The sequence below is a fragment of the Metasolibacillus meyeri genome (genome assembly GCF_003049505.1).
Taxonomy (GTDB): Bacteria; Bacillota; Bacilli; order Bacillales_A; family Planococcaceae; genus Metasolibacillus; species Metasolibacillus meyeri.
Genome location: NZ_PYWN01000011.1, coordinates 44,866 through 52,145, shown reverse-complemented (window position 1 = coordinate 52,145; position 7,280 = coordinate 44,866). Strand labels below are relative to the sequence as shown.

Annotated in this window: 9 protein-coding genes and 1 riboswitch; of the genes, 8 read left to right on the top strand and 1 reads right to left on the bottom strand. The window is 36.8% G+C overall.

Annotated elements, in window-relative coordinates; all coding sequences use genetic code 11:
* Positions 1-319: 319 nt before the first annotated feature.
* From C9J34_RS01690 to C9J34_RS01675, 4 genes are all read left to right on the top strand, one after another.
* Positions 320-1,132, top strand: a complete 813-nt coding sequence (locus C9J34_RS01690; RefSeq protein WP_107838122.1) for a hypothetical protein — start codon at positions 320-322, stop codon at positions 1,130-1,132.
* Between the two features lie 117 nt (positions 1,133-1,249).
* The gene (locus tag C9J34_RS01685) at positions 1,250-1,642 is read left to right on the top strand and encodes a hypothetical protein (protein ID WP_107838121.1); all 393 of its coding nucleotides are present in this window, start codon (positions 1,250-1,252) and stop codon (positions 1,640-1,642) included.
* Positions 1,643-2,182: a GrpB family protein gene (locus C9J34_RS01680; RefSeq protein WP_107838120.1), complete on the top strand. Its 540-nt coding sequence runs from the start codon at positions 1,643-1,645 to the stop codon at positions 2,180-2,182.
* A gap of 158 nt (positions 2,183-2,340) precedes the next feature.
* A complete protein-coding gene (locus C9J34_RS01675; RefSeq protein WP_193768850.1) occupies positions 2,341-3,327 on the top strand; it encodes a stalk domain-containing protein in 987 nt (328 codons plus the stop codon).
* Positions 3,328-3,378: 51 nt separating this feature from the next.
* Here C9J34_RS01675 and C9J34_RS01670 read toward each other — a convergent pair whose 3' ends face one another.
* On the bottom strand, positions 3,379-4,308 hold the full coding sequence (locus C9J34_RS01670; RefSeq protein ID WP_107838118.1) for an LCP family glycopolymer transferase: 930 nt from the start codon (positions 4,306-4,308) through the stop codon (positions 3,379-3,381).
* Positions 4,309-4,423: 115 nt separating this feature from the next.
* Between C9J34_RS01670 and C9J34_RS01665 the strand changes: the two genes are divergently transcribed.
* From C9J34_RS01665 to purK, 4 genes are all read left to right on the top strand, one after another.
* Positions 4,424-4,816: a hypothetical protein gene (locus C9J34_RS01665; RefSeq protein WP_107838117.1), complete on the top strand. Its 393-nt coding sequence runs from the start codon at positions 4,424-4,426 to the stop codon at positions 4,814-4,816.
* A 255-nt stretch (positions 4,817-5,071) separates the two neighbouring features.
* Positions 5,072-5,260 (top strand): NETI motif-containing protein, encoded by a 189-nt coding sequence (locus tag C9J34_RS01660; protein ID WP_107838116.1) that lies wholly within the window; start codon positions 5,072-5,074, stop codon positions 5,258-5,260.
* Positions 5,261-5,429: 169 nt separating this feature from the next.
* Positions 5,430-5,529, top strand: a riboswitch (purine riboswitch).
* Between the two features lie 126 nt (positions 5,530-5,655).
* Complete coding sequence (gene purE, locus C9J34_RS01655) at positions 5,656-6,144, top strand: 5-(carboxyamino)imidazole ribonucleotide mutase (RefSeq protein WP_107838115.1); 489 nt, start codon at positions 5,656-5,658, stop codon at positions 6,142-6,144.
* Entirely contained in the window at positions 6,141-7,265 is a 1,125-nt protein-coding gene (purK, locus tag C9J34_RS01650) for a 5-(carboxyamino)imidazole ribonucleotide synthase (protein WP_107838114.1), read from the top strand. Before purE ends, purK begins: the two co-directional genes overlap by 4 nt.
* The last annotated feature ends 15 nt before the right edge of the window (positions 7,266-7,280 follow it).

The following is a 7,280-nucleotide window of genomic DNA, read 5'->3' as shown; positions in this document are numbered from 1 at the left end:
TAGGACGTCGCTTCGCAACAATGAACCGCTGAGTATTCAGCGGTTTTTTCGTATGCTGAAAAGAGAAACCCCAAGCATTATCGCAAGTAAACAAATGGAGACATCTTTTATAGTTTGCTGATAAAGGCACTAAAGTTACTGATAGAACGCGAAAATTTGCCAATAGAAACGTGAAAGTTGTTGATAGAGTATTTTTATTGGGGGTATATCTTAATACTGAACTTAGGCGAGATAATTGGAATCATGCTATACTTTTTGAACAGTAAAAGTTTTTGCATTTTAAAGTAGCAATAAGCAGGAATATAGGGAGGGGTTTATTTTGCTTACATGGACTAGTGATATATGGGGAAAATTGATGGGACCATATGGCTCTGGGGAGAATGTGCCAGTGCTATTGCAGCAATTGACACAGAAGTATGACCAAGAAATAGCAGATGAACTTTTTGAAGAATACTTATTTCATCAAAATACGATTTATACGGTGACATATGCAGCTGTTCCTTATTTAGTACAGATTGCTTGTTCTACACAAAACCCTGAAGTTCGTCACAATCTATTTATTACATGTGGTGTTATTGAGGCGAGCCGCAATGATCACAAAACAGAGCCATTTCCTTCAGGTTGGACAGCGCTAGCTGAGCAGGTAGGAGCATCAATTTGTGAGGAGATTTACAGTGAATATATTAAGGCAATATCTGAGATAGCATTATTGTGGGAAGAAGTGTTTGCGTACGCTCATACTTTAGACGATTCAGAGAAACATTATGTACTTGTTGCAGATGCAGCATACAGAGGATCACATCAAGTGGCAAATATGCTGATGACATTTGTGGATGAGTATATTGTTGCCTGTCCACTGTGTAAACAGGAAAGCTATTTGTGGCCGAATGATAAACATAGGTGTATCGAGGCATTTGCGCAAGATCCTATATTTGAAGAAGGGCAAAAGGCTTATCCAGTTATCCCGATAGCTAAATTTTTAGATGTGGAGCAAGTGATATTGTCAGAAAGAGTGATAATGATTGATGAGAAGAGGCTTGCTCGTGATTTACCGTATCTAGCTGGTGAAGTAAATTGTCCTTCTTGCGGCATGGATATACAAATTTGGCGAGCATTACTAGAGCATTTTTAATGAAATGAACCTTCAATCAGTGGGGATTTTCTTCATCTATCACATATTGGGTGATAAAGGAACACAAGATAAAATCTTCACATCTTGCGAATACAGAGTAAAAAGGATGGTGTATTGATGGGTGTTACTTCTTGGGTAAAGTCATTAGCAATGTTTAAAGTTGATTCAAAATATGAAGACTTAGATGAAATTGATTACTATTTGGAGCAAAGAGACGCAGAGACGTTCGATTCACAATGGATGAAGGCACATAATAATTTTACAGCCATTATTGAAAGCATGAACAATGAAGCAGTAAAAAGACAATTAGAAGAGCTACAAAGCCTTGCCCAAGAACAATTTTATAAAACCATTATAAAACAGACAGGTCATTCGGACTTAGCTGCTTATTTATCGGATGATATTTATTTGATTGTTGGTTACCTTGTTATTGGTCATTCCAATGATTTTGTTCTTGCGATGAAAATGAGCTTTGAGCATGGTGATTTTCCAAAGGTTGGAGGGATTTGATTGAGAAAGACAAAAATCGTTCCCTGGACAAAAGAATGGGATCAATTATATATGATAGAAGCAGAAATATTGGGAGAAATCTTTGAGCATGAAATAATAAATATTTTTCATATAGGTAGTACATCTGTACAAGCAATAAGGTATGCAAAGCCAATAATAGATATTTTAATTGTAGTTGAAAATATCGGTAATATTGATATATATAATGATAGAATGTCAGATTTCGAGTATGAAGTAAGAGGCGAAAATGGAATAACTGGTAGGAGATATTTTGTAAAGGGAAAAAAGAAAAGGACGCATCATGTTCATATTTTTCAAATAGGAAATGAGAGTATTAACAAGCATTTACATTTTAAAAACTATTTAATTCATCATCCTCAAGAAGCAAAAAAATATGGGGATTTAAAAATAGCATTGGCGAAGGAATTTCCGAATAATACATATCAATATCAGAAAGGTAAGGAAGCGTTTGTGAATGAGCTTATGGTGCAGGCACTAGATTGGCAAGAGAACTATTTATCCCATAATAACAGGCTGTAAGATTCCTACTTCAAAATATAAAGTAAAGCCAAAATATTTAAGTGGAGATCAACAGCCTGTAAAAACCCGACTGATTGAAGGTTCACTTTATAAGTTTGTAAGCAGCATATTATTGGTGTTATAGTATAAATAATCATATTATGGAAGAGGTGTTCAAATTGAGTGAAGTATATAAAAGATTGATTAGCTGTGTGTTAATATTGATACTTGGCATGATGATTGAGAATAAGGCTATGGCGGCGAATGGTGCGCCCGCTGGTGTAATTGTGAATGGGAAATCGGTTGTTTTCACAAGTAAAACAGGATATCCATATGTTGATAAAAACGGATTTAATATGGTGCCCTTCAATCCAATAATGAAAGCTACAGGAGCATCAGTTGGGTTTGATAAGGCAAATAATACAGCTATTGTAGTGACAGAGCATGATCGTATTGAAGTATCTGTTGGTGAAAAAATCTTTTATAATAATAATATCGAGATAGCTATAGGGGCAGTAGCAGTAAAGAAAGATGGTAAAATTTATGTGCCCTTCAAAGCGCTAAAAGCTGTCCTAGAGTCTGCTGATTTCACAGTAGAATGGGATAGAAAGACAAAAACAATCAATGCCTATACTTTTAAATTTAATAAAGATGAGTATGTCCCATATTCTACATCAAGTGCAAAAACACTTGTAACACAAGTTTTAAAAGGGAATGTTGTTTATATAAAAGGAAAATATTATGCAACACCTCAGTATTTAAAAATGCTTACAAATACTGAGGTTATATATCTTGGTGATGATTTAAACAAAGCTATTTATCCAGAGCGTGATAGATTTTCATCAACTGATTTTGAGTATGTACCAAAAGACTGGGTATCTATTGAAGATTTAAGGAAAAATGAGGTTTCGTTTAAAGTAATTAATTACAGTAACGGTACATATGTACGAAAAGGATTCTTCTCAGTAGGCTCGTTAACAGGGATGACTAGCAGTTTATATGAAATGCCAAACCTAGCAGATGATTTTATTACAAATCCAATTGCAGGAGTGTATGAAGGAATTACAGTTAAGGTTGTAAAAGGAGAGATTTTCTTTAAACAGGCGGATTTGATTAAATATAATATTTTAAAAGAGCCAATTACTGAAACAGTTATTATGCCATAGGCAAGCTATCTAAAAAACCTGAACGTTCAAATCGTTCAGGTTTTTTCCACGTTATTCATCCTCTAAATGCTGCTGCAAGCTATTGCCTATATCTAATAACTCCTCTTGATCAAATATATAATACCAAAGCGTATCAATACGCTGACCATTTCCTTGTTCGAATTGTAGTTGATCGATGTCTTTGTTTAAATTAGCGTAAAGTTTCTGCAATTGGTATAAATTATTCATTGGAAAATTCATTTGTACGTTATCGCCCAGCACATCAAAAATATCATTTAGCTTGAATAAAGTAGAAGGGCTTGCTGCTTTTTCTGCGATTGCTTCGATTAACTGTTTTTGGCGTAATTGTCTGCCGAAATCACCGCGAGGATCTTCATAGCGAATGCGCGTGAAGATGAGCGCTTCCTCTCCATCTAATGTCACTTCACCTTTAGGGAAGGAATATTGTCTATGCGATAGGGCTAAGTCATTATTGACTGTGACACCACCTAACACGTCGATGATTTGTAAAAAACCTTCCATATTCACAGCTATATAATAATCAATCGGGATATTTAAAATATTTTCGACTGTTGCAATGGACATCGGTATGCCACCGCGTGCATAGGCATGGTTAATTTTTTCAACGGTGTTATTGCCAACGATTTCAACACGTGCATCGCGCGGGATGCTTAACATTTTGACGCTTTTTTTATCAGGATTGACTGTTACAACAATCATAGTGTCGGTTCTGCCTGTATCATACTCGCGTTCATCAATTCCTAATAACAGAACGGAGAATGGGTCGATATGTGGGAGTTTATCTGAAATAATGGCTTCATTGTCATTGGGATGCTCTTGCGCTTGCATCTTTCCAATTGCTTTTTGGAAGGAAAAATAAGTGTATACACCGTAGCTCGCTGCTCCAGTGATGAATAAGACAAGCAACCATAATACAACTTTTTTCCATACTTGCATTTTAGGTTTTGTTCGTTTTTTCATATGAAATCTCCATTTTCTTTACTGAATCATATAGACGTTATTAGTATGGATAAGTTTCTTTTTTTTGAAACGAAAATTATCGTTGTTCGTCAAATAACAAAAGGGGGAGCTGCAAGTGAAAAGAAAAATAGTGGCAGTTTGTATATTGATAGTATGTATTATAACTATAATAACAGGTGTTTCTTATATTCCACAAAAGCTAATTAAGACAGATGTAAAAGAAATCGTGAAAATTGAAATGACGAATGGGCATACGGGACAGCATGTAGAAATTATGGATAGTAAGGAAATTTCACAACTGCTGGCAAACTTAGCTAATATTACGATTCAAAAGGAGCAATCAGCGAAAGAAATAAAAGGATATCATTATTTGCTAAAGCTTTATACGGACAAAGGAGAGGTACAACAATTCACAATAAGTGAGCCAGATACAATTGGTTATAAAAAAGTGCTTTATAAAACAAAAGGTAGCTTGATTGATACAACATATATTGAGCATTTATTTTGATTTCGCAATAGTCTTTGCGTGAAAGTAGAACACCATGTATGGAAACGGAATTAATCGTTTGTTCAGCGCGGCCCTTAGAATGCTATACACGCAGTGAACAGTACGGTGTCCAAGTGTCGCAGATTTTCCTCACGAAAAGCTGGATGAGCGTTTGCTGAAGAGTAATTGAGCGAAACGACAAATATTTGACAAACTTCATAGCTCTTTCGTGTTATAGTAATGATAGTGGATATGCAGGTGGAAGGATGAAAAGTATTGTCAAAAAAACAGGTTTGGTATGAAGTACAAGAAGATGAAACGATTGAGCAATGCCTAGAGAGAATGGAGAGAGACGGCTATTCCGTATGTGGTAGGAAAGAGGAGCCAGTGTTTCATCTAGTAGATGGACAACCAACATATTTGCGTCAAAAAATTCAATTTAAAGGGATGCTACGAAAAGAATAGTTCTAAAACACGAACATTATTGTTTTCTGAAAATTTATTGTTCGCATTTTTGCATTGCTTTTATGCAAAAGGCTTGATAAAATGTGAACAGGAAAACAAGTTATTTTAATTGAACAGATTTTGAAGAAGTGCTCTTGAGCTCACTTGGATAATTCTGGCACCAATTGCACCTCGGTGTAATTGACACCCTCATATATGCTAAAGGATATGGCTTTAGTGTTTCTACCCGGTACCGTAAATTCCGGACTATGTAGGGAAGCAACTATTCACATTAGGAATGAAATAAGGAAAGCAAAATTCTTTTCGTGTTCAATCCTTGAGTAGTTTGCTTTCTAGTACATAGAAAGCAAACTACTCAAGGATTTTTTTAATTCAAATTACAAGGAGTGCTAATAATGAGTCCGAAAATTGGTGTTATTATGGGAAGTTCTAGCGATTGGGAAACGATGAAACATGCATGCGATATATTGGATGAGCTACAAGTACCTTATGAAAAGCAGGTGGTGTCAGCACATCGTACACCAGATTTAATGTTTGAATATGCAGAGGCAGCACGAGGGCGCGGTATTCAAGTGATTATCGCAGGAGCAGGTGGTGCTGCACATTTACCAGGGATGGTAGCCGCGAAAACGACATTGCCAGTGATTGGTGTACCAGTGCAATCAAAGGCATTAAACGGTTTAGATTCTTTATTATCGATTGTGCAAATGCCAGGTGGTGTACCTGTTGCAACTGTGGCAATTGGTAAAGCGGGTGCAACGAATGCAGGGTTGCTTGCAGCACAAATTTTATCGACAACAGATGTAGCACTTGCAGAGCGTTTAGATAAGCGTCGTGAAACAATTAAAGCGCAAGTGTTAGAAAGCACAGGTGAACTACAGTGACGAAAGTTATTTACCCAGGGCAAACAATCGGCATTATTGGTGGTGGTCAATTAGGACGTATGATGGCTTTAGCTGCAAAGGAAGCAGGCTTTAAAATTGCAGTTTTAGAGCCTGCGATGGATTCACCGTGTGGACAAGTTGCGGATATTCGAATTGTAGCTGCTTATGATGATGAAGCAGCATTGGAAGAATTAGCAGAGGTTAGCGATGTCATCACATATGAATTTGAAAATATTGATTATGAAGGCTTAAAGCGATTAACACAAATTGCCTACGTACCACAAGGCGCAGAGCTTGTGCGTATTACGCAAAATCGCGTAACCGAAAAAGCGGCAATCGTGGAAGCAGGCTGTCCTGTAGCGCCTTATGTTGTAGCAGAAAGCTATGATGAACTTGTGGCGAAAATTGACGAAATCGGCTTTCCTTGTATCGTGAAAACAGCTCGTGGTGGCTATGACGGCAAAGGACAGCAGCTATTAAAATCAGCGGATGATTTACCATTAGTGAGAGCGTTATTTGAACATTCTGTGTGTATTGCAGAGGGCTTTGTTCCATTTGAAAAAGAAATCTCGGTCATTGTTCAACGTAATGGACAAGGGCAAACATATTGCTTGCCTGTTGGAGAAAACATTCATGTGCATCATATTTTACATGAAACAATCGTACCAGCGCGTATTGCAGAAACGACTTATGAAAAAGCAACAGAGGCAGCAACAAAAATTGCTGATTCTTTAAATTTAGTTGGTACATTAGCTGTCGAAATGTTCGTTTTAGAAAGCGGAGAGCTTGTCATTAATGAGTTAGCACCGAGACCACATAACTCGGGACATTATTCGATTGAGGCGTGTAATATTTCGCAATTTGGACAACATATTCGTGCAGTATGTGGTTGGCCATTACGTCAACCGAGGTTATGGGCACCGACAATTTCGATTAATATTTTAGGGCAGCATGTGATTCCATTAACGAATTCAATCGCAAAATATCCAGATTGGTCAGTGCATCTTTATGGAAAAGCGGAAGCAAAAGTGAATCGCAAAATGGGACATGTTACAATTATGACAGAGTCGATTGATACGACACTAGAACAAATTCAAAACGCTGGCATTTGGTCAGAATAGAAGGAGCAAAAAACA